Origin of the sequence: Janthinobacterium sp. NFX145, from assembly GCF_049810325.1 — a bacterium.
GTDB lineage: Bacteria > Pseudomonadota > Gammaproteobacteria > Burkholderiales > Burkholderiaceae_D > Janthinobacterium > Janthinobacterium rivuli.
Map to the genome: position 1 here is coordinate 4762305 of NZ_CP187360.1, position 21810 is coordinate 4784114.

The 21810-nt window shown below is 62.7% G+C and carries 19 protein-coding genes and 1 tRNA gene; all 20 read right to left on the reverse strand.

The features are described from left to right. Positions 1-1398: a chain length determinant protein EpsF gene (gene epsF, locus ACPJXG_RS21275; RefSeq protein WP_035825815.1), complete on the reverse strand. Its 1398-nt coding sequence runs from the start codon at positions 1396-1398 to the stop codon at positions 1-3. Positions 1399-1439: 41 nt separating this feature from the next. Continuing rightward, positions 1440-2228 carry a polysaccharide export protein EpsE gene (gene epsE, locus ACPJXG_RS21280; RefSeq protein WP_425252259.1) on the reverse strand — a complete coding sequence of 263 codons (789 nt, stop codon included), beginning with the start codon at positions 2226-2228 and terminating at the stop codon, positions 1440-1442. A gap of 56 nt (positions 2229-2284) precedes the next feature. Further along, on the reverse strand, positions 2285-3226 hold the full coding sequence (locus ACPJXG_RS21285) for an EpsD family peptidyl-prolyl cis-trans isomerase (RefSeq protein WP_425252260.1): 942 nt from the start codon (positions 3224-3226) through the stop codon (positions 2285-2287). Positions 3227-3769: 543 nt separating this feature from the next. Beyond that, positions 3770-5152: an undecaprenyl-phosphate glucose phosphotransferase gene (locus ACPJXG_RS21290; RefSeq protein ID WP_099401013.1), complete on the reverse strand. Its 1383-nt coding sequence runs from the start codon at positions 5150-5152 to the stop codon at positions 3770-3772. Between the two features lie 8 nt (positions 5153-5160). Next, the gene (epsL, locus tag ACPJXG_RS21295) at positions 5161-6399 is read right to left on the reverse strand and encodes an XrtB/PEP-CTERM-associated polysaccharide biosynthesis outer membrane protein EpsL (protein ID WP_051959470.1); all 1239 of its coding nucleotides are present in this window, start codon (positions 6397-6399) and stop codon (positions 5161-5163) included. Between the two features lie 39 nt (positions 6400-6438). Next, the gene (locus ACPJXG_RS21300) at positions 6439-7101 is read right to left on the reverse strand and encodes a CAAX prenyl protease-related protein (RefSeq protein ID WP_425252261.1); all 663 of its coding nucleotides are present in this window, start codon (positions 7099-7101) and stop codon (positions 6439-6441) included. A gap of 176 nt (positions 7102-7277) precedes the next feature. After that, complete coding sequence (locus ACPJXG_RS21305; RefSeq protein WP_099401010.1) at positions 7278-9170, reverse strand: ATP-binding cassette domain-containing protein; 1893 nt, start codon at positions 9168-9170, stop codon at positions 7278-7280. Between the two features lie 172 nt (positions 9171-9342). Then, a tRNA-Arg gene (locus ACPJXG_RS21310) sits at positions 9343-9417 on the reverse strand. A 76-nt stretch (positions 9418-9493) separates the two neighbouring features. Continuing rightward, positions 9494-10510: a hypothetical protein gene (locus tag ACPJXG_RS21315; RefSeq protein ID WP_425252262.1), complete on the reverse strand. Its 1017-nt coding sequence runs from the start codon at positions 10508-10510 to the stop codon at positions 9494-9496. Positions 10511-10569: 59 nt separating this feature from the next. Beyond that, on the reverse strand, positions 10570-12042 hold the full coding sequence (locus tag ACPJXG_RS21320; RefSeq protein WP_035825799.1) for an MBOAT family O-acyltransferase: 1473 nt from the start codon (positions 12040-12042) through the stop codon (positions 10570-10572). Between the two features lie 57 nt (positions 12043-12099). Continuing rightward, the gene (locus ACPJXG_RS21325) at positions 12100-12294 is read right to left on the reverse strand and encodes a hypothetical protein (protein WP_152598871.1); all 195 of its coding nucleotides are present in this window, start codon (positions 12292-12294) and stop codon (positions 12100-12102) included. Next, a complete protein-coding gene (locus tag ACPJXG_RS21330; RefSeq protein WP_425252263.1) occupies positions 12284-13057 on the reverse strand; it encodes a PEP_CTERM-anchored TLD domain-containing protein in 774 nt (257 codons plus the stop codon). The genes ACPJXG_RS21325 and ACPJXG_RS21330 overlap by 11 nt, the downstream gene beginning before the upstream one ends. Before the next feature lie 119 nt (positions 13058-13176). Beyond that, positions 13177-13569, reverse strand: coding sequence for a RidA family protein (locus ACPJXG_RS21335; protein WP_035828787.1), 393 nt, complete (start codon positions 13567-13569; stop codon positions 13177-13179). Positions 13570-13595: 26 nt separating this feature from the next. Next, positions 13596-14747: an acyl-CoA dehydrogenase family protein gene (locus ACPJXG_RS21340; RefSeq protein WP_425252264.1), complete on the reverse strand. Its 1152-nt coding sequence runs from the start codon at positions 14745-14747 to the stop codon at positions 13596-13598. A gap of 1 nt (position 14748) precedes the next feature. Beyond that, positions 14749-15603, reverse strand: coding sequence for an enoyl-CoA hydratase family protein (locus tag ACPJXG_RS21345; protein ID WP_425252265.1), 855 nt, complete (start codon positions 15601-15603; stop codon positions 14749-14751). A gap of 2 nt (positions 15604-15605) precedes the next feature. Continuing rightward, positions 15606-16127 (reverse strand): MarR family winged helix-turn-helix transcriptional regulator, encoded by a 522-nt coding sequence (locus ACPJXG_RS21350; RefSeq protein ID WP_099401104.1) that lies wholly within the window; start codon positions 16125-16127, stop codon positions 15606-15608. Between the two features lie 34 nt (positions 16128-16161). Continuing rightward, complete coding sequence (locus ACPJXG_RS21355) at positions 16162-16962, reverse strand: SDR family NAD(P)-dependent oxidoreductase (protein ID WP_425252266.1); 801 nt, start codon at positions 16960-16962, stop codon at positions 16162-16164. 1 nt (position 16963) lies between these two features. Beyond that, positions 16964-19339 carry a bifunctional salicylyl-CoA 5-hydroxylase/oxidoreductase gene (locus tag ACPJXG_RS21360; RefSeq protein ID WP_425252267.1) on the reverse strand — a complete coding sequence of 792 codons (2376 nt, stop codon included), beginning with the start codon at positions 19337-19339 and terminating at the stop codon, positions 16964-16966. Beyond that, on the reverse strand, positions 19336-20955 hold the full coding sequence (locus ACPJXG_RS21365; protein ID WP_425252268.1) for an AMP-binding protein: 1620 nt from the start codon (positions 20953-20955) through the stop codon (positions 19336-19338). The genes ACPJXG_RS21360 and ACPJXG_RS21365 overlap by 4 nt, the downstream gene beginning before the upstream one ends. A 92-nt stretch (positions 20956-21047) precedes the next feature. Next, positions 21048-21758, reverse strand: coding sequence for a response regulator (locus ACPJXG_RS21370; RefSeq protein WP_425252269.1), 711 nt, complete (start codon positions 21756-21758; stop codon positions 21048-21050). Positions 21759-21810 lie beyond the last annotated feature (52 nt).

Consider the following 21810-nt stretch of genomic DNA (forward strand, 5'->3'; position numbering starts at 1 on the left):
TCAGTTCAGGCGCAAGCGGCGCGGCAGCATACCGCGCATGCGGCGCTGTTTCGGTTTCCAGTCGACCACGCCGAACACGGGAATCTGCAGCACTTCGCTCAGGTCCTGGTCGGAACGGATACGGCGGTCCAGCAATTCGGCCAGCAGCGCGATGCCGCAGCCCAGCATGAGGCCGAGGAAAATCGACAGCAGCACGTTGCGGGGAATCTTCGGGCTGTCCGGCTCGATCGGCGCCGTGGCCGGGTTCAGCATGGCGATATCGGACTGTTCTGCCTGGCCTTCGATGCGCGTCTGCGACAGGCGCTGCGAGGTCACGTCGAAGGCGCGCTGGGCGCTTTCCACATCCTTGCTCAGCACGCCCATTTCATCGCGCGTCCGGTTCAGTTCCAGCACCTTGGCTTTTTGCGCCGCCAGTGCGGCGCGGATCGCGCCTTCGCGCTGCTGCAGGATCTGTGCATTGTTGCCCACGCTTTGCGAGGTGGCGCGCGTCTGCTCGGCCAGGTCGCGGCGCAGCTTGTCCACTTCCGCCTTGGCGCTTTGATATTGCGGGTGATTGCGGTCCAGGCGCTGGCCCAGCTCGGCCAATTTACCCTCGGCGTTGCCCAGGCCCAGCTTCAGGCTCTGGATCAGCGGATTCGACGCCACGTCCGGCGATTCGGACAGGTTGCCGCCCTGCGCCATGCGCTGGCGCGAATTGGCTTCCATGGCCTGGCCCTGCGCCAGCACCAGTTGCGCCGACAGGTCGTTCAGGCGGTTCGATTCCACGTCGAGGCGGTTGTCGACGCTGACGATGCCGTTATCTTGCTGGTATTTCGACAAACGGCTTTGCGCGCGCTCGACGTTATCGCGCAGCAATTTGGTCTGGTCATCGAAGTACGTCGTCGCCTTGCGCATCGGGTCGACCTTCAGCTGGATGCTGACCTTTTGATACTGTTCCGCAAAGGCGTTCGAGACGGCCGCGACGAATTGCGGGTCGGCGCCCTTGAAGCTGACATCGACCACGCTGCTTTCGCGCGACGGCATCACTTCGAGTTTCTTCAGCAGCAAGTCGGCCAGCCAGTCGCGCACCGTGCCCTTGCCTTGCGCCGCGTCATTGAACTGGGCGATCACGGCGGGGCTGCGCGCCAGCTCCAGCTGGTCGACGACGCGCAGGGCGACGTTCTTGCTGCCGATAATATCGACCTGGGTCGCCATGTAGCCGGGCAGCAACTGCCCCGGCATGGTCATGCCGGTCAGGGGATCGACGCCCTTGTAGTTCATCAGCAAGGTGCTGGTGGCCTTGTAGGTCTTCGGCAGCACCAGGCTGACGCCCAGCGCCAGCGCCACGGTGATCATCAAGGTCAGCAGCACGATCTTCTTGCGTGCCCGAAGAATCAGCAATAGTTGGGTGAGGTTCATTTGGAAACTTTCAATACAAAAAGGTAGGGAGCCAGTTGCTCTTAGAACAGGCTTTCCTGGACATACACGACATCGTCGACGCGCAGCAGGTCGTCATGCTTGACCGGCAGCACTTCCATCTGCCCTTCCGCATTGCGGCGCTTGACGCGCACGCCGCGTTCGGTGCCGCGCACCGTCAGACCGCCGCCCACGGACAGGGCTTGCAGCACGGTCATGTTGCGTTCCAGGCGGAAGGCGCCCGGGCGCTGCACTTCGCCGTAGATATAGAAGCGCGGCGCGCGTTCGACGTAGATGATGTCGTTGCCGCCCACTTCCGTGTCGCCCTTCAGGTCGCCGTTGCGCACGATGTCGAGGATATCGGCCACGTCGCGCGTGGCAGTGCCGCCGCGCTTGCGGATCACGGTGATCTGGTCGGCGCCGTCAGTACTGACGCCGCCGGCCATGGCCAGCATGTCCATCACGCTGCGCTTGCCTTCCACCGGATAGCGGCCCGGGCGGTTCACTTGGCCCAGCACGGACGCCTGCTGGCTTTGCAGGCTGGTGACGATGATGTTCACTTGCGCCTTGCGCAGGAAGCCGCCGCTCTCGAGCAGGCCGCCCAGTTTCTTTTCCGCTGCCGAGGTGGACAAACCGCCGATCGCTACCGCGCCCACCAGCGGGAAGGTGATTTCCCCCGCTTCGCTGACGCGCGTCTCCAGGCCCAGATCCGGATTGCCGTAGACGGAAATTTTCAGCACATCACCAGCCCCGAGGGGGACATCGGCTGCACCGGCCATGCCTGCGGCGAGGGCCAGGAAGGCCGCCATCATCCAGTTTGCGAGTCGTTTCATGATTACAGATTCCCGTTGGTAGATTGCTGATGTTTAACTACTTGTTGATACGTCACTTATTTCAAACCCGCTACGCCGCGCTCGTTGGCTTCATGCGCGCTGTTCGCCGGCGCCGCTGCCGCTGGTGCCGCCGCTGCAGTGGCAGATGCCGAGGCCGCCGCATCCTTGTTGAAATACTCGATCTTGGCGCTGGCGCGCAGACGCTTCAGCTCGGCTTCGGCCGCATCCTTGTTCTTCTTGTTGGCCAGGAACTGTTCGATTTGCGGCGCGGCCGCGTCCAGGCCCACCGGGCTATCCTTGATATCGGCCAGCGCGATGAGCAGGCTGCGCTCGCCTTCGCGCACGATGAACAGCTGGCCCTTGGGCATCGACTGCAGTTTGCCGCTCAGTTCGGGCGCCAGGTCGGCGCTGGTGCGCGACACCTGGGTGCGGCCAAACGCGATCTTGTGTTCGTCGAGCCATTGCGCCACATCTTCCAGCGACTTGGCGCGGTCCATGACGGCCTTGAGTTCATCGTTCAGCGCCGCCGTCGGAATGACCAGCTCGCGCAAATCGAATTGCTTGCGCTGGCTGAAGAACAGGGGGTTTTTCGCGAAGTACTCTTCCACTTCGGCCTTGCTCGGGCGGGTGGCCGCGCCGATGCGTTTTTGCATGTATGCCTGGGCAACGATCAGCGCCTTGGCGCGCTCGATGGCTTGCATGACTTTCGGATCGCGGTCGACCTTTTCCTTGGCCGCTTCATTCTGCAGCAGCTGGCGGTCGATCAGCGACTCGAGCAACTGCTTGCTGGCCGCGGCCTGCTGCGGCGCCTGCACGCCGGCCCGCTGCAACTCTTCATTCAACTGCAGGACGGTGATTTCTTCGCCGTTCACGCTGGCCAGCGCCTGGCCAGCCTTTTTTTCCTTGTTGCCGCAGGCCGACAGACCGGCGGCGGCCAGCAGGACCAGGGCGGCGCACAACAGACGTGGCGCGGGACGGGAATGAATAAAGTGGTTCAAGCGAGCTCCTTCGGATGACGGGTATGACGGCTGGAAAAATCCGGCGCGGCGTGCCGGCTGCATGGCCAGGCTGCACTGCTCAGATTCCTCCGAAAAATAGTTATTCGTCAAATAATTAATAATATTGTAAACATAATACACACAATGCATGACGACAAGCAAAATATTTGCTTAAAAATCTACTAATGAGATATAAAAACAACTATTTCCGCAGTCTACTTCATTGCAAAAAATTATGTATTGCACGGTACAGACTGACTTTAACAATGATAGTTGGCGCGTGCCGTCCCTGACGGCTGCCCGTCAGGCTGACGCTACGACCGGCAGGGGCAAGGCCGGATACTGCACCCTTCGTCGAACCCTTTCCAAGAGGAAAGTAATGGCGCATGGCCGGCACGACTCGCGGCAGGGTGAGCGCGGAGTGGTCGCGTGATGCGCTGGTGCTCTATGCTGGTACTCTAAAGATGCTCCATTTTAACGCGTATTGACTCCGTGCAAAGTATATTCAAACGCTATTTTTTCCTGCAGGCAGCATACTGGCGCTCAATGGGCGTTCTCGCGCGCCAGCACCACTTTCACCGTGCGCGCGATAATCCACAGATCCAGCCACAGCGACCAGTTGCGCAGGTAATCGAGGTCGAAATGGATGCGCGCCTCCATCTTGTCGAGCGTTTCCGTCTCGCCCCGCAAACCGTTGACCTGGGCCCAGCCCGTGATGCCGGGCTTGACCTTGTGGCGCAGCATGTAGCCCTTGATCAGCTTGCGGTACTGCTCGTTGTGCACCACCGCGTGGGGACGCGGACCGACGATGCTCATGCGGCCCTGCAGGACGTTGAGAAATTGCGGCAGCTCATCGAGCGAGCTGCGGCGCAGAAAGGCGCCGACGCGCGTCACGCGCTGGTCGTTCTTGGTGGCCTGCACCACCGTATCGCCGTCTTCGCCCACCGTCATGGAACGGAACTTGTAGACGACGATCTCCTCGCCATACAGGCCATAGCGGCGCTGGCGGAAAATCACCGGCCCCTTCGAGGTGCTTTTGACGGCGATGGCGATGACCAGCATGACCGGCAGCAGCAGCACCTGGATCACCAGCCCCAGCACGATGTCGCTGCCCCGTTTGACCATGCTGTTAAAGCCCGTGAACGGCGATTCGCGGATGGCGATCACGGGCATGCCGCCCACGTTGTCGAAGCGCGCCTGCATCAGGTCGAAGATATAAATATCGGGCAAGAAATACACGGAAGCCGTCGTATCTTCAAGCTCGTCGAGCATCTTGCGGATGCGCGGCTGGGCCGAAATCGGCTGACTGATGAAGATCATCTTGATATTGTGTTCGCGCACGTAGGTGGCGATATCGTCCATGCGCCCCAGCATCGGTTCGCGCATTTTTTCCGGCCAGCGGTCGTCCGTGCGGTCGTCGAAGAAGCCATGCACCTGCATGAACAGGTTGGCATTGCGCTCGACGGTGGCGGCAAACTTCAGGCTCGCGTCATTGGCGCCGATGATGACCACCGAGCGCACTTCGCTGTCGCTGTCCGGACGCAGACTGAACCGGCGCCCGGCCAGGTGCCCGGCCAGCAGCACGAAGGGCGTGAGGACAAACCAGGCCAGCACCACCTCGGTATCGAAATGATAGGCCAGGCCCGTGGCCGAGCCCAGGAAGATGAGAATCAGCGCGACGATCGTCCAGCCGACGAGGATATCGCGCGCATACGCCAGCATGCGGCCGCTGCGCCAGGTACGGTAGGGGTCGACGTGCTGGTACACCGTCGACGAAATGAAGACGGCCAGTATCATCAGCACCAGCGTATAGCCGGTAAAGGGCGAACCCGACAGAACCGTCATCAGGTACAGCAAGCCCATGATGATGATCGGGTCGAGGACGCGCTGAAAAAACGAAATCAGGGGTATATCATTGACAGTCATGTTGATCTTTAAAACTGGACGCTGCCATTGAAGGAAATGCCCTTGGCCCGATAGCTGCCGCTATCGATGATGGCGACGCCTTCGCGCCGCTCGTGGAACAGGCGCACGCCAAGCTGGATTTTCCGGTGCGGCGCATACGTGGCGCCCAGCGAAGCGGTGCGCGTGGTGTCGCGCCCGTCGCCGGGCAGCACCAGGCCGCTGACGGCTTCGAAATCGCGCCGTTCCTGGCGTAGCTGGGCATCGACGCGCACCTTCGAGGTGGCCGTCCATGTGGCGCCCAGGCTGCCCCCCGTGTTCAGGCTGCTTGTCACCAGCGAATTGTCGACGGAACCGAATTCACGCCAGACGATGCCCGTAAAATTGACCTTGCCCAAAGGCTTCCAGTACACGCTCAGCCGGCCATTCGTGCCGCTGGTGTCGCGCCCGGACAGCAAGTTGTTGCGATGGCGTACCCAGCCACCGAGGAATTCCACCTGCGTGATGTCGCTGTAATCCCAGAAGACATTGGCCTTGATCTCGTCCTGGCGATAGCCGTTGCCGTACACAGTGGCATCGAACGCGCCGCGGTTCGGATACTTGCCATTCAGGTGGCGCAACTGCAGGCCGACGCGGCTATTGCTGCGCGCCAGGTAGTCGACGCCCAACTCCGTCGCGTCTTCCGTCCAGTTGGAAAACGCTTGCGACGGCAAGTCATACGAGTAGCGGTCGCGCGACAGGCCGCCGCGCACGCGCCAGCTGGGGTGGAAGCGCCAGGCGCCATTCACGTACTCGCGGCGCTGCGTGCGCAAATTGCGCACCGTGCTCTGGAAGTCGCTGAACGGCGTCAGGGTCTGCGAATAACTGGCGCCCACATGGCCTTCGAGGTGGTTGGCGATGTGCCACTCCAGGTCGGCCAGATAATCCTTGCCATCGTAGTCGAACTGGCTGAAGCGGTTGAAGCTCACCTTCGACCACTTGGCCTGGCCCGTCAGTACCTGGCGGCCGATGGGACGGTTGAACAGGAAGCCCGCCTGCAGCATCCTCGACGTATCCGAACGGGGACCGGAAAAACCGGGCACGTCGTCCGGCAAGCGCATCAGGTTGTCGTCGTACGAATACGAGGTGGCAACGAAAGGCTTGATGGTGTCGCTGATGTCGGCCAGGGCGGCGCCGCTGGCCAGGGTGCCCAGGAGAAACAGCGCAGCCGGCAAACGCGGGCTGGCCATGAAGGCGGCGGCAACGGCTTTTTTACGCAAGGAATTCAACATGGTTTTGTCTTTGAAAGATCACACAGTTGATAGGCAATACTACCAGTAAATCCAATGCCCACCAGAAATAATCCAGAGCCCCAACACGCCGTTCGTCACGCCATGCGCGAGGATCGGCGACCACAGGGACTGGCTACGCATGTACAACAAACTATATGCCGCACCGGCCACCATGCCGGCCAGCCACAAATTATGTTCAAAGCCAAACAGCAACACGCTGATGGCGAAGGCCTTGGCGCTGGCCAGACGCGGATCGGCCCGCAAAAAATCCGGCCTGTCGATCCAGCGCAGCAGGAAGGAACGCCAGAACAGCTCCTCCATCACGGGCACCACCAGCGCCGCGCCGGCGATGCGCAGCACCACCAGGCTCCACTCGATGCGGCCATCGGTGCGGGGATCGAAGCCGTCCGGATTGCCGATGCGCATCCAGCTGGCGTCGAGATTGATCCACAGCAGAAAAACAACAACACCGCTGACCAGCGCTCCGAGAATGGCACGCGCGCCCAACGGCGTCCACAGCAATTCCGTGTAACTGCGGCGCCAGTACAACAACAGGCCCAGCACGACGGCTATCTTGATGGCGTACAGCCAGCGCAAGTCCTGCGCGGCAACGCCCAAGCGGCCGAGCACGTCGGCAATGACAATGAAGGAGAGATAGGCCAGGAATGGCGCTACCCGGGGCAAGGCGGCGCGGTCAAACATGCTGCTGCGCACCGGAGGTGGAACCGCGCACCGGACGCGGTGGTCCGGAGCGCATGTTTTTCATGACAAACATGCATCCCCCGATGTAATAAATATAATTATATAATTATATCAAGCTGAACCGTTGCCGTGGCAAATAATCCTGACTTAATTACAACAGGGTATGCAAAAAAGCATCAACTATTGGTGCGCGCCTCGATCAGTTCCCACTTTTCCAGCGCTTCCAGCAGTTCGCCTTCGATCTCGGCCACGCGCGCGTTCAGGCGCTTGCCTTCGGCCGGCGTCTTCTTGTAGAAGTCCGGGTGCGACAGTTCGGCGGCCAGCACCGACTGCTCATCTTCCAGCTTGGCGATCAGTTTCGGCAACTCTTCCAGTTCGCGCTGTTCCTTGTAGCTGAGCTTTTTCTGCTTGGCGGCCGGCGCGGCAGCCTCGACCTTCACGGCCGGCTTGCTGGCGGGCGCCGTGGCGATCGGCAAGGTGCGCACGCGCTCCCAGTCCGTGTAGCCGCCGACGAATTCGCGCCACTTGCCCTCGCCTTCGGCGACGATCACTTGCGTGACCACGTTGTCGAGGAAGGTGCGGTCATGGCTGACGAGGAAAACGGTGCCGGTGTATTCTTCCAGCAACTCTTCCAGCAATTCCAGGGTATCGATATCCAAGTCATTGGTCGGCTCATCGAGCACCAGCACGTTGGCTGGCTTGGCGAACAGGCGCGCCAGCAGCAAACGGTTGCGCTCGCCACCGGACAGCGACTTGACGGGCGAACGGGCGCGTTCCGGCGCGAACAGGAAATCGTTCAAATACGTCATCACGTGACGGCGCTGGCCATTGATCTCGACCCAGTCGCTGCCTGGCGCGATGGTTTCCATCAGGTTCGCCTCTTCGTTCAGCTGCGTGCGCATCTGGTCGAAATACGCCACTTGCAGCTTGGTACCCAGGCGGATGCTGCCCGTGTCCGACTCTTCCTGGCCGAGGATCATCTTCAGCAAGGTGGTCTTGCCGGCACCGTTGGCGCCGATCAGGCCAACCTTGTCGCCGCGCAAGATGGTGGCGCTGAAATCCTTGACGATGACCTTGTCGCCATAAATCTTGGAAACGTTTTCCAGGTCCGCCACGATCTTGCCCGAGCGTTCGCCGGCCGAGACGTCCAGCTTGACTTGTCCCTGCTGGTCGCGGCGCGCATTGCGCGTCAGACGCAGCGCTTCCAGACGGCGCACGCGGCCTTCGTCACGCACGCGGCGCGCCTTGACACCCTTGCGTATCCACACTTCCTCCTGCGCCAGGAACTTGTCGAACTTGGCGTTTTCCACTTCCTCGATTTCCAGCTGTTCCGCCTTGCGGGTCTGGTACGCCGTGAAGTTGCCCGGATACGACAGCAAGCGGCCGCGGTCGAGTTCGATGATGCGCGTGGCAACGTTGTCGAGGAAGGAGCGGTCATGGGTAATGAACAGCACGCTGCCCTTGAAGTCGCGCAACAAGCCTTCCAGCCACAGGATGGAGCTGAAATCCAGATGGTTGGTCGGCTCATCGAGCAGCAGCACGTCAGGCGCCGACACCAGCGCACGCGCCAGCGCCACGCGCTTTTGCATCCCGCCGGACAGGGTTTTCATGGCCATGTCGCCCGTCAGGTTCAGACGGTCGAGTACGGTTTCCACCTTGTTCGGCAAGCTCCACGCATCGGCCGCATCGAGTTTGACCTGGATGTCGTGCATGCGTTCCATCAGTTCGTCGTCATTGCCCTGACCAAACTGGCCCGTCAGCGCATCGTATTCCTTCAGCCACGCCTGCGATTCGCCCATGCCGGAAGCGACGGCGTCGAACACGGACATGTCCGGGTCGAATTGCGGTTCCTGCTCCACATACGCGATCTTGATGCCTTGCTGCATGACCAACAAGCCGTCATCGAGCTTGAACTTGCCCGAAATAACCTTCAACAGCGACGATTTACCCGTGCCGTTACGGCCGATCAAGCCGACCCGCTCCGTGGTTTCCAGTGAAAATTCCGCGTGATCGAGCAGCGCGACGTGACCGAACGCAAGTTGCGCCGATGAAAGAGAAATGACAGCCATAATGAGTAAGAGTGCTCGGGCGCCGTCTCGCGCACACCGCGTGGTGTGCAAAACAGCCGCCGATTGGATGAATGAAGCACGCATTGTACCGATAACTCGGACTTCAATCGCCATCGACCAGTAATTACCGCCTGGATGATCACAGGCTGCCGACGCGCGTTGCGTGGAAACGTGGTGTCGCCAGCAGGAATCGAACCTGCATTTAAGTCTTAGGAGGACCTTGTACTATCCATTGTACGATGGCGACACGCGCAGCGGCATTATACAGGCTAGTTCCGGCCATTGACAGTCCGGCAATCGGGCGCGTGCGTGGGGCCGGCGCCTCAGTGTCCTGCCACCTGGCGCAATGGCGCCGGCAACGCAGGCGATGCCGAAGGCAGCAAGGGCAGGATTTGCTGCGCCGCCAGATCGTGCGCCACAGGGTTCCAATGGCCGTCCGCCGGCAGGAAATCCATGCGCTCGCGCTGTTGCTCCCAATGGCGCGCGAATATGGGCTGCATGTCCACCACCTGATAGCCATGTCGCATTGCACTCTGGATAAAAAATGTGCGATCACCGGCTTTCCAGTTCGGCACCGCCTTCCGCGGCGCATACAGCATGTTCCGGTCAGCATCGACCACGAAGATAAAGCGCGTATCGTCAGCGCCGCCCAGCGCGCGCAATTGCGTCATGTAGTATTCAAGCGCGGCAGCGCGGCGTGCATCAGGCGCGCCGGCGGCCAGCTCCTGTGCCGCGCCAGGGGAACTGCGGCGCAACTGGCTCATCAACCAGTCAGGAAACTTCAAGTTGTAATAGATATAACGGACCAGGGCCGAATAGGAAACTAGCCGCTTGACCTTGGACTCGACATACGGGACGTGCACCAGCTTGATATTGTTTCCCTCGCTGACAAACATGCTATGGCCCCGCTGTGCTGGCGCCAGGATGTCGAGCATGTCCATCGGCTCGACAAACATCACCACCGTGCGCGGATGCAGCTGCGCACGCGTATAACGCAACACTTCCAGCGCATCGGCAAACCCGTTTCCCGAGGCGGAAGCGGCATACACGCCGCCGCCCAGTGTCTGAGCCAGCCGGCCTTGCAGGGTTTCCGGATACTCCAGCATCAAGCTTTCGATAAAGCTGTCACCGATGACAAGAACGGCCGCACCATCCTTAAAATCAGGAGAGTTGGTAAAGCCCTGCCGATTTGTCTTGCCATGCCGGGCATTCGCCAGGGCCCAGCCGTGCGAATACACGTAGTCCTGCTGCGGCAGATAGCGGGCATACGGGCGCTGCTCGCTGCTCTGTTCCATGCGCAGGCCGGACACCACCGGCAGGCATTGCAGCAACGCTTCCAACACCAGTGCCGTACCCAGGACACCCAGGCCTATCGCAAATATAGAGCGCATATGATTTATCAGAAATTAAAATACAAGAATTCAGAAACGCCACGCGTCTCACTAATTGCCAGCAAGACCAGGCACAGCATCAACATGGCCCCCAACAGGACGCTGCCCCGGTCACTTTCCAGGCGCTGCTCCGTCGACACGCGCAAGCCTCGCCCCAGCAGCTCATACACATTCGGCATGAAAAAAATGATGGCGGCACAGACGCCCAGCCACCACAGGCAGGAACTCAGCTGCATGATGCGGTTCACACCCAGCATGCTTTCCTGCATGGCGGGCGTCAGCGTGCCGCCGCACATGGCCTGGAGCACATCCAGCGCCGCGTCGATGGAACTGGCGCGAAAAAAGACCCAAGCCAGCACCACGGCAAAAAAAGTCGCCAATGCGCCGCCAGCGCGTACCACCAGGTTGCTGCGCTGGCCCAACAGGTGGCGCAGCGCATGGTTGACGATGAGATAAAAGCCGTGCAAGCCGCCCCATACCACGAAGGTCCAGTTGGCGCCGTGCCAGAGTCCGCCCAGCAGCATCGTGATCAGTAGATTGCGGTAACGCAAGAACCCGCCCTTGCGGTTCCCCCCCAGGGGGATATATAGATAATCGCGCAGGAAATTGGACAGCGTGATGTGCCATCGGCGCCAGAAATCGATGATCGAGGTCGCCTTGTATGGCGAGAAAAAGTTAATGGGCAAGATGATGCCGAACATATAGGACAAGCCGTAGGCCATGTCGCAGTAAGCCGAGAAGTCGAAATACAGCTGGAAGGTATATGCCAGCGCACCGGCCCAGGCCTCCAGCATGCTCAAATGGGCGTGATGGAGGTCGAAGACGGGAGCGACGTAGCGCGCGATCCCATCGGCCAGAATAACTTTCTTGAACAAACCAACCGTGAAGAATGCAAGGCCGACGATCAGGCGCCCGCGACTGAAAACATGCGATTCGGCCTGCACGAACTGCGGCATCATCTCCTTGTGATGCAGAATGGGACCAGCGATCAGGTGCGGAAAGTAGGTCACAAATAAACCATAGCTTTCTGGCTGGTAATCCTTGACTTTTCCGGCGTGGCAATCGACGAGGTACGCGATTTGCGTAAAGGTGAAAAACGAAATGCCAATGGGCAAGGTAATCCCCAGCGGCTGAAATGGCGCTCCCGTCAAGGTGGCAACATTGCTGATCACAAAATCAAAATACTTGAAAAACACCAGCAGCGACAAATTGAAGGCCAGTCCGGCCCACAACCAGCGCTTTGCCTCGCGCTTGCGGCCCGTCTCCTGACGCTTCGAGACGACTCGGCCAATAGTGAAATTACAGCAGATTGACAACAGCAGCAGCGGCAGGTAGGCGACGTCCCAGTAGCTATAGAATGCAAGCGAGGCCAGCAACAGGAAAATTATGGATAGCCGCAGCGAATACTTTGAAATGAGAAAGTATCCCAGCAACGCCAACGGCAAAAACACCAGAAAGAACGGAAATGAATTAAATAACACGGCGCGATTCCATAAAGTTGCTTACACGTGACGCTTCGGCGACCAGCAAGCGCAAGTCTAAACGCTTGATGCCGATATTTGTTTATTATTATTTTTAACATGAGGATGAGACGAGTTCTTGCCCGCACGACGCGCCATCATGCGCCGCACGGCCGCAATCACGCGCGCCATCGCCGTCAGCCAGTCCTGCGCACCATGTTCCTGTTCCGCCGCACTGTCGATCCCGTAAAAGCGTTCTGTCTTACTTGACACGCCTCGTTGCAAACGGCGGCACGCTCAATTTCCTGTGCCGCACGGTAGCTGCACCGACAAGCAACAAGCCGGCCAGCAACAGCTGCAACATCGCCGGCTCAGGCACGGCGCTGACGCTAAATACTTGCATGGCGCCAAACGTGACATTCGGATAGGAGCCGTACGGCGTGCCATCGAGCAAACTTGCGCCGAAGATGCCATTGGCCGGGTCGATGTAGGAGTAGCGCGAAGAAATGCCGTTCGTGCTCAGGTCCGCCGACATGCCCAGATCGGCGCCGATGCCGAAGGTGGGGCCGGCGTTGATGTCATTGAAGGTCTGATACGACCCCACCGAGTCCAGCGCATAGGTTTTCGGCGTTTGCCGGAAATGCTGGCCCGAAGTCAGGTTGAAGATGAAGGCCGTGCGGTCGCGGTCTTCCGGTGTCATGTTGTAGTGGCCCGACGAATTCCAGCTTTGCGGGTTATAGCCGCCCACCAGCCAGGTCTGGCCGGCGCTGTTGCTCGCCTGCATCACGGAAAACGTGCGTCCCCTGCCGTCGGCCGCCAGGTGAAAATCGCGCGAGGTGTCGCCCGCCGACTTCGTGTAGATGGCCGTCAGCGCCAGCGGACCTTCGCCCAGCCAGGCGGACAGCTGCGCTTCCTGCGCGCCGTTGAGCAAGGATTGCGCCGACGCGGCAGGCACGGCACCGATGCACAGCAAGGCGCCAGCGAGCAAGGTGACGGGCTGCACCGCCTTGATTTTCAGCATGATTTGTTGTTGCATCGCTCCCCCTGTGTAGTTGCCGCGAATTTTCGGCATATCAATATAGCACAAGGAAATGCATTAATTGCATTAATTTATTTCAATTGAAATGCACTTAATACAACAGTTTACTGCAGCCATCATGGCGGCAGCACGGCCGTCACCTCGATTTCCACCCTGGCGCGATCCTCGATCAGGCCGGCCACCTGCACGGCCGTCATGGCAGGAAAATGCTTGCCGATCAGCTCGCGGTAGGCCACGCCGATTTGCGGATACGCCGCCACGTATTCCTTCTTGTCGAGCACATACCAGTTCATGCGCACGATATGCTCGGGCAAGGCGCCCGCCTCGGCCAGCACGGCGACGATATTCTGCAAGGCCTGGCGCACCTGTCCCGCAAAATCGTCCGTATGAAACTGGCCCTGCGCATCCCAGCCTATCATGCCGCTGACGTACACCGTGCGTCCGCTGGCGGCCACGCCATTCGCATAGCCGCGCGGCCTGGCCCATCCCGGTGGTTGTAAAACTTGCATATTGCTTTCCTCGTTGTTGATGCGGGTCATGCGTCCGCCGCCTCGCGCAGCAATTCGCGCGCGATGATCAATTGCTGTACTTCGCTGGCGCCCTCGTAGATGCGCAAGGCGCGAATTTCGCGGTACAGGCGCTCGACCGGATGGTCGCTCACCACGCCCATGCCGCCGAACAGCTGCACCGCCGCGTCGATTACCTGCTGCGCCGTTTCCGTGGCCGTCAACTTGGCCATCGCCGCTTCCTTCGTCACCTTGCGGCCCTGGTCGCGCTGCCAGGCGGCGCGGTAGGTGAGCAAGGCGGCCGCATCGATGCCGGTCGCCATCTGCGCCAGTTTCGCCTGCGTCAGCTGAAAGTCGGCCAGGGTCTGGCCAAACATCTGGCGCTTTGTCGCGTGGCGCAGCGCTTCATCGAAGGCGCGCCGCGCAAAGCCCAGCGCGGCGGCGGCCACCGAGGTGCGAAACACGTCGAGTGTCGCCATGGCCACCTTGAAGCCCTGCCCCGCCTCGCCCAGGCGCTGCGACACGGGCACGCGGCAATTGGCAAAGCGCAGGCGCGCCAGCGGATGCGGTGCGATCACGGCAATGCGCTCGGCGATTTCCAGGCCGGGATTGTCGGCGTCGACGATGAAGGCGCTGATGCCGCGCGCGCCTGGCGCCTCGCCCGTGCGGGCGAACACCACGTAAAAATCGGCGATGCCGCCATTCGAGATCCACGTCTTTTCGCCGTCGAGCACATACTCGTCGCCGTCGCGGCGCGCCGCGCACGCCATGGCCGCCACGTCGGAGCCGGCCTGCGGTTCGGACAGGGCAAAAGCGGCGATGCGCTTGCCGCTGGCCACGTCCGGCAGATAGCGCGCCTTGTTCTCCAAACTGCCAAACAGGCCGATGGCGCCGGAACCGAGTCCCTGCATGGCAAAGGCGAAATCGGCCAGGCCATTGTGGCGCGCCAGGGTTTCGCGCATCAGGCAAATGGCGCGCGTGTCGATCTTGCCATCGGTGCCGGTGGCGTGCGCGAGCCAACCACCCTGCCCCAGTTGCGCCACCAGCGCGCGGCAAGCCGCATCGACATCGGCACCATGCGCGTCGTCCAGGTGCAGCGTCGCCCAGGCATCGAGCTCGCGTTCGAGTTCGGCGTGGCGCGCTTCGAAAAATGGCCAGTCCAGATAGCTCATGTCACGCATGTCAGTTACCCTCGAATTGTGGTTTTTCCTTCGCCACGAAAGCGTGATAGGCGCGGTGGAAATCGTTGGTGGCCATGCAAATGGCCTGCGCCTGCGCTTCCGCCTCGATGGCTTCGTCGACGCCCATGTTCCACTCCTGCTGCAGCATTTTTTTCGTCATGCCGTGGGCGAACGTGGGACCGCTGGCAAGGCCGGCCGCGAACAGCTGCGCCGCCTCGGCCAGCTCCTCGGGTTCAACCAGGCGGTTGAGCCAGCCCCAGCGTTCACCCTCGGCGCCGGCCAGGGAGCGCCCCGTGTACAGCAGCTCGGCGGCGCGGCCCTGGCCAATCACGCGCGGCAGCAAGGCGCAGGCGCCCATGTCGCAGCCGGCCAGGCCCACGCGGGTAAACAAAAAGGCCGTCTTGCTGCGCGCCGTGCCAAGGCGGATATCGGAGGCCAGCGCCAGCATGGCGCCGGCGCCCGCGCAAATGCCGTCGATGGCAGCGATGATGGGCTGCGGGCAGGCGCGCATGGCTTTCACCACGTCGCCTGTCATGCGGGTAAAGGCCAGCAAGCCTGGCATGTCGAGCTGCGTCAGGGGACCGATGATGTCGTGCACGTCGCCGCCCGAGCAGAAATTGTCGCCGCTGCCCGTGATGATGACGGCCTTGACGTCGTCCGCATGCGCCAGCGCGCGAAACAGCTCGCGCAATTCCGCATACGAGTCAAAAGTGAGCGGATTCTTGCGCTCGGGCCGGTGCAAGGTCAAGGTGGCGACGCCTGCGTCGACGGAAAACAGAAAATGCCGCGCGGCGTAGCTCGCCAGGCTGGCGCGGTTGCCTGGCAGGTCTTGCGGCTGGCCGGGTAGATGGCGCATGCTCAGTCCTTTATGGGGGTGTTATTCAACTGCTGTTTCATGTGCGACAGCAGGTCGATCAAGCGGGTTTTGTCGTCCGGCGTCACGCCGTGCAGCAGTTCGGCGATCCAGCCTTCGTGCACGCGCGCCATCTCGTCGAACGCGCGCCGGCCCGCCGGCGTCAGCTTGACGCTGTAGGAGCGGCGGTCTTTCGGATCGACCACGCGCACCACCAGCTTTTCCTGTTCCAGCTGGTCGGTGATGCCCGTGATATTGCCGCCCGTGACCATCATGCGCCGGGACAGTTCGCCCATGCGCAAGCCTTCGGGAAAGCGTTCGAGCTGCGCCATCAAGTCGAAGCGGGGCAAGGTGATGCCGAAGGTGGCGCGCAAGCGCGTGCGCACCTCGTTTTCGATTTTGACCGTACATGACAGCATGCGCAGCCACAATTTCAGCGACTGGTGGTGGTCCTGCGTCAGCCGGCTCGCCAGGTCCAGCACCGGTTCTTCCGGTATGGCTTCGTCCTGCACGGGTTCGTGCTGCATGTTATCGGGTTCTTTATCCATGGTCTTCACTCAGTTACATGACTTCGCCGCCAGCGACGGCGATCGATTGTCCATTCATGGCGGCCGACGCGGGCAGGCATAGCCACGCCACCGCATCGGCCACTTCCCGCGGCTGCACCAGCCGCTGCTGCGGATTGGACGCCGCCAGTTCCGCGCGCGCCGCGTCTTCGCCGCGCCCCGTCTTGCGCACGATGTTTTGCACGGCCTGAGCCACCATGTCCGTTTCCGTGTAGCCGGGGCAGACGGCGTTGACGGTGACGCCGCGCGGTGCCACTTCCAGCGCCAGCGCGCGCGTCAGGCCGATCACGCCGTGCTTGGCGGCGACATAAGCGCTGACGTAGCGATAACCCTTCAGGCCCGCCGTCGACGCCACGTTGACGATGCGGCCCCAGCCCGCTTCCAGCATGGCCGGCATAGCGGCATGGCAGCAGTGATACACGCCCGTCAGGTTCACGGCCAGCATCTGCTGCCAGATGGCGGCATCCGTCTTGCCGAAGGGCGCCGCATGCGCCTGGCCCGCGTTATTGATCAATATATCGATGCGGCCGAAATGCGCGGCCGCCTGCGCGAAGCCCGCTTGCACGGACGCTTCCACGGCCACGTCGAGCACGCAGATGGCGACCCTGCCCGCGTGGCCCGCCTCTTCCAGCTGCATGCGCGCGCGCGCCAGCCGCGCACCATCGCGCCCGGCCAGGGTGACCCTGGCGCCCGCGTCCAGCAAGGCGCCCGCGCACGCGAAGCCGATGCCGCTGCCGGCGCCCGTCACCAGCGCGTGTTTATCGGCCAATGCGCCGTCCAATTGTTCCTTGCTCATGTCATCCTTCCAGCAGCCGCGCGGCCACCTGTTGCGGGGTGAGGCCCGTATTGGCGGCGGCCAGCTGGCGCTCGCGCTGCAGATTGCGTTCCAGCTGCTGCTGGCCCGGCCGGTACTGTTTCGGCCACGCTGCGCCTGCGCCGCTGTAGCCGATGCGCGCCATTTCCGTCAGGGTCCAGGCGGGGTTGGCCAGGTGCGGCCGGCCCACGGCGCACAGGTCGGCGCGCCCGGCGGCGATGATGCTGTTGGCGTGATCCGCCTCGAAGATCGAGCCGACGGCCATGCTGGCGATGCCCGCCTCGTTGCGCACGCGGTCGGCGAACGGCGCCTGGAACATGCGCCCGTACACGGGCTGTTCGAGTTTGCTCACCTGGCCCGAGGAACAGTCGATCAAATCGGCGCCGGCCTGCTTGAACAGGCGCGCGATGCGCACCGCGTCGTCTGGCGTGATGCCGCCTTCGACCCAGTCGTGGGCCGAAATGCGCACGCTCATCGGTTTATCCTGCGGCCAGGCGGCACGCATGGCGCGGAACACGCGCAGCGGATAGCGGCAGCGGTTTTCCAGGCTGCCGCCATAGTCGTCCGTGCGGCGGTTGGTCAGCGGCGAGATAAAACTCGACAGCAGATAACCATGCGCGCAATGCAGTTCCAGCCAGTCGAAACCGGCGACGGCGGCGGCGAGGGTGGCGCGCACGAAGTCCTGCTCGATGCGCGCCAGGTCGCTTTCGGTGGCCGCGCGCGTCGTTTGCGATACGCCGGCCAGGTATTGCTGTTCCGAGGCCGCCAGCAGCGGCCAGTTACCGTGCGTCAAAGGCAGGTCGATGCCGTCCCACATCGGCCGCGTCGAGCCTTTCGGCCCCGCGTGGCCCAGTTGCAGGGCGATCTTCGCATCGCTGTTCGCATGCACGAAATCGACGATGCGGCGCCACGCCTGCGTGTGGGCTTCGCTGTACATGCCGGGGCAGGCGGGCGTGATGCGCGCATCGGCCGACACGCACGTCATCTCGGCAAACACGAGTCCCGCGCCGCCCATGGCGCGCGCGCCCAGGTGCATCAGATGGTAATCTCCCGCCACGCCATCGACGGCGCTGTATTGCGCCATGGGCGAGACGGCGATGCGGTTTTTCAGCAGCACGCCGCGCAGCCGGAAGGGCGTGAGCATGGGCGGCAGGGCCTCGTCCCGCATCGCCACTCCAGCCTGCTCGCCCGCGCGCCGCGCCAGCCACCGTTCATAATCGGCCACGTAGGCGGGGTCGCGCAGGCGCAGGTTTTCATGCGAAATGCGCTGGCTGCGCGTGAGCATGGAATAGGCGAACTGCGGCGCTTCCATGGCGCTGTAGCGCTCGACGTTTTCAAACCACTCCATGGAATTGCGCGCCGCGCTCTGGATTTTCAGCACCTCGATGGCGCGCAGCTGCTGGTAGGCGGCCAGCGCAGCATCGCTATCGCCATGCTGGCCGAAACAGCGCGCCAGCTCGATGGCGTCTTCCAGCGCCAGCTTGGTGCCCGAGCCAATCGAGTAATGCGCCGTGTGGGCCGCGTCGCCCATCAGCACGACGGGCACGCCGTCCTGTACATGCACCCATTGGCGGCAGACGATGCGCGGGAAGGTGATCCACTGCGCCGAGCCGCGCAAGTGCGGCGAATTGCTCAGCAATCCTTGCCCGTCGAGCTCCTCGGCGAACAGCGCGGCGCAAAAGGCGATGCCCTCTTCCTGGCTCATGGTATCCAGGCCCGCCGCGCGCCACACGTGTTCGGGCGTCTCGACGATGAAGGTGGAAGTGTCGCCGTCGTATTGATAGATATGCGCCTGGAACCAGCCGTGCGGCGTCTGGCGGAAGGCAAACGTAAACGCCTCGAATTTCTTGCGCGTGCCGAGCCAGACGAAGCGGCACTGGCGCTGGTCGATATCGGGCTGGTAGCTGGCCGCATAGCGCGTGCGGATGCGGCTGTTCAAGCCGTCGCTGGCGATCACCAGGTCGGCGCCGTACTGCTGCGCGATGGCCTGGTCGTCCTGCACTTCCGTCTCGAACACCAGCTGCACGCCAAGTTCCTCGCAGCGCGCCTGCAGGATGTTGAGCAGGCGCTTGCGGCCGATGCCGCAAAAGCCATGGCCGCCGGAACGCACGGTCTGGCCCTTGAAGTGGATCTCGATATCGTCCCAGTGGTTGAACGCCTGCAGGATGGCGCGCGCGGTCGGCTCGTCCGCGTTGGCCAGGTTGCCCAGGGTCTGGTCGGAAAACACGACGCCCCAGCCAAACGTGTCATACGGCCGGTTGCGCTCGATGACGGTGATGCGGTGATCCGGGTTCTGCTTTTTCATGAGCAGGCTGAAATACAGGCCGGCGGGGCCGCCGCCGATGCAGACGATATTCATGGCGTATCCGTACGAAGTTTGAAGCGCTGCAGCTTGCCCGTTTCCGTGCGCGGCAGGGAAGGCAGGAAGCGGATGGCGCGCGGGTATTTATAGGGGGCGATCTGCTGGCGCACGAAATCCTGCAGTTCGGCCGCCAGCGCATCGCTGGCCTGGCTGCCGTCTTTCAGCACGATGTGCGCTTCGACGATCTGGCCACGCTCGGCATCGGCGCGCCCGACCACGCCGCATTCGGCCACGGCGGGGTGGCGCAGCAGCGCCTCTTCCACTTCCGGGCCGGCGATGTTGTAGCCGGCCGAGACGATCATGTCGTCGCTGCGCGAGCGGTAATAGAAATAGCCGTCGGCATCCATCTCGAAAGTGTCGCCCGTCAGGTTCCAGCCGTTCTGCACATACTCGCGCTGGCGCGGGTCGGACAGGTAGCGGCAGCCGGTGGGGCCTTTCACGGCCAGGCGGCCCGTCACGCCGGGCGGCTGCGGCACGCCGGCATCGTCGACGATGCACGCCTGGTAGCCGGGAATGGCCTTGCCGATGGCGCCGCGGCGGATGCCCTCGCCCGTGGCGGAAATGAAGATGTGCAGCATTTCGGTGGCGCCGATGCCGTCCGTCATGGCCAGGCCTGTCGCCGCCTGCCAGGCGTCGCGCGTGGCCAGCGGCAGCGCCTCGCCGGCCGACACGCACAAACGCAGGCTGCGCACGTCGTGGCTGGCCGCCAGGGGCGCCATCTGGCGGTAAAAGGTGGGCGCCGTGAAGCAGATGGTGGCGCCGTAGGCGCCGATGGCACGCAGCAGGCTCTCGGGCGTGAGTTTTTCCAGCAGCACGGTGCAAGCGCCAAAGCGCAGCGGGAACAGCAGCAAGCCGCCAAGGCCGAAGGTGAACGCCAGCGGCGGCGTGCCGATAAAGATATCGCCGGCGCGCACCTGCAGCATGGAGCGGGGAAAGCAGTCGCAGATGGCCAGCAGGTCGCGGTGCATGTGCATGGTGCCTTTGGGGACGCCCGTCGTGCCCGAGGTAAAGCTGATCAGGCAAACGTCGTCGGCCGCCGTATCGCACGCGGCAAACGGTGCGGCGTGGGCCGCCATGCGCTGTTCCAGTTCCGCGTCATCGGCGCCAAAGCACAGCATGGCCGGCAAGCCGGGCACGCCATCGAGCTCCGCGCGCAAGCCTTGCGCGCACAGCACGGCGTTCACTTCCGCCTTGCTCACGATGGTGGACAGTTCGCGCGCGCGCAGCAGCGGCATGGTGGGCACGGCGATGCAGCCGGCCTTCAGCACGGCCAGCAGGCAGGCGGCCATCATGGGGGTATTCGCGCCGCGCAGCAGCACGCGGTTGCCGGGGATCAGGCCCAGGTCTGCGCGCAGCACGTGGGCGATGCGGTCGACCTGGCGCGCCAGCTGCGCGTAAGTCCAGTGCTGGCCGTCGGCAAGGATGGCGGTGCGTCCACCGCCGCCATTGGCCACGGCCGCATCGAGCAGCGCGGCGACGCAATTGAGGCGGGGCGGATACTGCAACTCGGGCAAGTCCAGGCACAACTGCGGCCAGAGCGCGCGCGGCGGCAAGTGCGCACGCGCGAAGTCGTCCCGGGGAGATGCGGTGGTAGGCGAAGGGTCGCTGCTCATGCTCGTCCTGGCTGGTGACGGGCGCGTGCAAAGGCCCGGAAGCAGATACTTTAAACCTAAAGTATTTTCCCGGCAAGCGGAAAACAGCGGATTCAGCCAGCGCCGTCCGGCTTCTGTGCCAGACGCGCCTGCTGCGCCACGCTGCGCGCCAGCGCGGCCAGGGCCGTTTGTATCTGGCCGCCGTCGAGCACCGCGGCCTGCAGCAGGGCCATCATGCCCGCTTCCGCGCCGTGCAGACCCAGGGTGCGGCAACCGAGGTGCAGGCGTTCGAGCTGCTGGCGCGCCTGGGCCGGTTCGCCGCGCGCCAGCAAGGCGTCGACCTGCTCGCCAGCGGCGACTATCTGTCCCTGGAAGCCCGTCAGGTAGGCCAGCAGACGTTCGCTGTCGATGCCCAGGCGCTGCAAGGTGTCGCGCGGCGCCTCGGCCGGCAAGGCCGAAACGTCGAAGCAGGCGTCGATATGCAGGCGCACCTGCTCCGGCTGGAAGGGCTTGACGATGTAGCCGGCGGCGCCGGCCTGCACGGCGTCGCGCACCGTGTCCTGGTCATTCGCCGACGACACGAGCACCAGCGGCATGGCATCGAGCGCGCTGTCGGAGCGGATTTTCTGCAGCAGCTCCATGCCGGACAGGCGCGGCATGCGCAAATCGCAAAAACACAGCGACGGACGCAAGCCGCCTTCGAGCTGCTCCCACGCCGCCGCGCCATCTTCGGCTTCCACGATATCGTGCACGCCGCAGCTGTCGATCAGATGCATCAATACCATGCGCGACACGACATCATCGTCAACCACCAGTACTTTCATTGCTTTCTCCATAGGCGGCAGCGTCACGGTGCCTGGCCATATTCTACCCAGT

What these genes read in the sequence shown, in the direction of transcription:
- epsF (WP_035825815.1), bottom strand. Translation starts at nt 1,398, where the DNA reads ATGAACCTCACCCAACTATTGCTGATTCTTCGGGCACGCAAGAAGATC.
- epsE (WP_425252259.1), bottom strand. Translation starts at nt 2,228, where the DNA reads ATGAAACGACTCGCAAACTGGATGATGGCGGCCTTCCTGGCCCTCGCC.
- ACPJXG_RS21290 (WP_099401013.1), bottom strand. Translation starts at nt 5,152, where the DNA reads ATGACTGTCAATGATATACCCCTGATTTCGTTTTTTCAGCGCGTCCTC.
- epsL (WP_051959470.1), bottom strand. Translation starts at nt 6,399, where the DNA reads ATGTTGAATTCCTTGCGTAAAAAAGCCGTTGCCGCCGCCTTCATGGCC.
- ACPJXG_RS21300 (WP_425252261.1), bottom strand. Translation starts at nt 7,101, where the DNA reads ATGTTTGACCGCGCCGCCTTGCCCCGGGTAGCGCCATTCCTGGCCTAT.
- ACPJXG_RS21305 (WP_099401010.1), bottom strand. Translation starts at nt 9,170, where the DNA reads ATGGCTGTCATTTCTCTTTCATCGGCGCAACTTGCGTTCGGTCACGTC.
- ACPJXG_RS21330 (WP_425252263.1), bottom strand. Translation starts at nt 13,057, where the DNA reads ATGCAACAACAAATCATGCTGAAAATCAAGGCGGTGCAGCCCGTCACC.
- ACPJXG_RS21335 (WP_035828787.1), bottom strand. Translation starts at nt 13,569, where the DNA reads ATGCAAGTTTTACAACCACCGGGATGGGCCAGGCCGCGCGGCTATGCG.
- ACPJXG_RS21340 (WP_425252264.1), bottom strand. Translation starts at nt 14,747, where the DNA reads ATGCGTGACATGAGCTATCTGGACTGGCCATTTTTCGAAGCGCGCCAC.
- ACPJXG_RS21345 (WP_425252265.1), bottom strand. Translation starts at nt 15,603, where the DNA reads ATGCGCCATCTACCCGGCCAGCCGCAAGACCTGCCAGGCAACCGCGCC.
- ACPJXG_RS21350 (WP_099401104.1), bottom strand. Translation starts at nt 16,127, where the DNA reads ATGCAGCACGAACCCGTGCAGGACGAAGCCATACCGGAAGAACCGGTG.
- ACPJXG_RS21355 (WP_425252266.1), bottom strand. Translation starts at nt 16,962, where the DNA reads ATGAGCAAGGAACAATTGGACGGCGCATTGGCCGATAAACACGCGCTG.
- ACPJXG_RS21360 (WP_425252267.1), bottom strand. Translation starts at nt 19,339, where the DNA reads ATGAATATCGTCTGCATCGGCGGCGGCCCCGCCGGCCTGTATTTCAGC.
- ACPJXG_RS21365 (WP_425252268.1), bottom strand. Translation starts at nt 20,955, where the DNA reads ATGAGCAGCGACCCTTCGCCTACCACCGCATCTCCCCGGGACGACTTC.
- ACPJXG_RS21370 (WP_425252269.1), bottom strand. Translation starts at nt 21,758, where the DNA reads ATGAAAGTACTGGTGGTTGACGATGATGTCGTGTCGCGCATGGTATTG.